A 2,118-nucleotide genomic window follows, 5' to 3' on the forward strand; every position below is an offset into this window, starting at 1 on the left:
TCGCTAGCCCGAACAGCCAGCCCGGCGCCTGCCCGTCCCCGCACATGCTGATGCGGTGCGGCTGCCCGGATGGTCGCCAGCAGGTGCGGCCGACCCGACTCACGTCCCACGCGCGCCCGATCACCCACGACTCGTCCGACCTCGGTGATCGCTCGCGACCGGCGACCGGCCACGCCGGCACCCGCCGCCTGCACGCTCAGCAGGCGCGCCTTGTACGGCTCGGAGCTTCCAGCAACATCACCAGTCGGCGCAGGCCCCGGGATCTGCTTCTCGGGCTGGCCGGCATCCGGATCACGGTCGGCGTCCGGTCCATCGGTCGAGTCCGTCGGCTCCGGGTCCACGCCACCACCCGGGCCGTCGTTGTCCGGGCCGCCGTCGGGATCGTCGTCGGGGTCCGGCGGAGGCGGCGTACTGTCCTGGATCGCTTGGTCGAGTTGGTCTTCGTCCATGCCTGGGGCGTCGAAGGGGTTTCGGCGGCGGCGGTGCGGCAGGGCGAGTTTGGCGGCGGCGCGGACGTCCTCGACCTCGACGACCGTGCGCCCCGACCATGCCGCGTGCGCGACCGCAGTCCGAGCGGTGACCAGGTCGGCGCGCATGCCGTCCACGTCGAACGACGCGCAGATCTCGGCGATCTGCCGCAACGCCGAGTCGGTCAGGATGACCTCGCTCAGCAGGTCTCGCGCCTTGACGATCCGCTCCGCGAGTTCGCGCTGCGGGCCGTCGTACCGGATGACGAACGCGGCCGGATCAGCCTCGTAGGTGAGTCGCGCGCGCATCACCTCGACGCGTACGGCGGGATCGCGGCTGGCGACCACGTCGACCGTGAGGCCGAACCGGTCGAGCAGCTGCGGCCGCAGCTCACCTTCCTCAGGGTTCATCGTGCCGACCAGCACGAACCGCGCCGGGTGCGTGACCGATACCCCGTCGCGTTCGACCGTCGCCCGACCCATCGCCGCGGCGTCCAGCAGCACGTCCACCAGGTGGTCGTGCAGGAGGTTGACCTCGTCGACGTACAGCAATCCACGGTGCGCGGCCGCCAGCAACCCCGGCTCGTACGCCGTGATCCCCTCGGCCAGTGCCTTCTCCAGATGCAGCGACCCCAGCACCCGGTCCTCGGTCGCGCCCACCGGCAGCTCGACCAGCCGAGCCGCCCGGCTCACCGCCTCCGGCGCCGCGTGCGGCCCGTCCGGACAGTCCGACGCGGGAGCTGCAGGATCGCAGGAGAACCGGCACCCCGGTACGACGTCGACCGGTGGCAGGATCTCGGTCAGCGCGCGGACGGCGGTCGACTTCGCCGTACCCTTCTCACCGCGGATCAGCACACCGCCGATCGCCGGTGAGATCGTCGCGAGGATCAGCGCGAGCTGAAGGTCTTCCATCCCGACCACCGCAGTGAACGGAAAGCCGGTCGAGGGTGGCGCAGGCCGCATCAGCGGGTAGTCCCTTCGTCAGCGGGTGTCCGCGCCCGCTTCGGCAACTGGGTACGCCACGGGGACCGCGGCGGACAGGGTGTGGATGTCCTGGCTTCCGGTTTCCCGGTCACAGTGGCGGGACCGCCCCGGATTTCCGGGCCAAGACCCGGTCACCGGTGTTCCTCCACACCTGTCCGCTCGATCATGGCACACCCCGCCCCGCCCCTCAGCGACCAGGTTCACACCTACCCTGGCCGCATGATCAAGGCCTGCCTGAACGGCGACCGCACTCGCGCCGACCACCCCGGTGTCCCCATCACCCCGGCCGAACTCGCCGACGCCGCCGCGGCCGCCGTACAAGCCGGGGCCGATGCCCTGCACCTTCACCCCCGCGGCGCCGACGAACGGGAAAGCCTGCACTGGCCCGACATCCGCGCCGCCGTCGAAGCAGTCCAAGCCGCCTGCCCCGGCATCCCGCTCGGCGTCTCCACCCGCGAACCGATCGTCCCCGACCTCACCGAACGCCTCCGCCTGATCGCCGAGTGGCACCCCGGCCCCGACTTCGCCAGCGTCAACTTCCACGAACCCGGCGCCGCCCAGGTCGCCGACCTCCTCCTCTCCCGGGGAATCGCCGTCGAAGCCGGCCTCTTCACCCCCGAAGCCGCCGCCACCTACCTCACCTGGTCCGGCCCCACCCTCCGCATCC

2 protein-coding genes and 1 riboswitch are annotated in these 2,118 nt (G+C 71.8%); of the genes, one reads left to right on the top strand and one right to left on the bottom strand.

The genetic code is table 11. The features are described 5' to 3' along the window. Positions 1–1,379, bottom strand: a 1,379-nt coding sequence (locus tag E1261_RS44500) for a magnesium chelatase ATPase subunit I (protein ID WP_132416375.1), incomplete at its 3' end; no start/stop codon positions are given. Between the two features lie 114 nt (positions 1,380–1,493). After that, positions 1,494–1,642: riboswitch (cobalamin riboswitch) on the bottom strand. 28 nt (positions 1,643–1,670) lie between these two features. Here E1261_RS44500 and E1261_RS44505 point away from each other — a divergent pair. After that, the coding region (locus tag E1261_RS44505) for a 3-keto-5-aminohexanoate cleavage protein (protein WP_202875484.1) at positions 1,671–2,118 on the top strand (448 nt) is incomplete at its 3' end.

The sequence above is a fragment of the Kribbella albertanoniae genome, from assembly GCF_004348455.1.
GTDB classification, from domain to species: domain Bacteria; phylum Actinomycetota; class Actinomycetes; order Propionibacteriales; family Kribbellaceae; genus Kribbella; species Kribbella albertanoniae.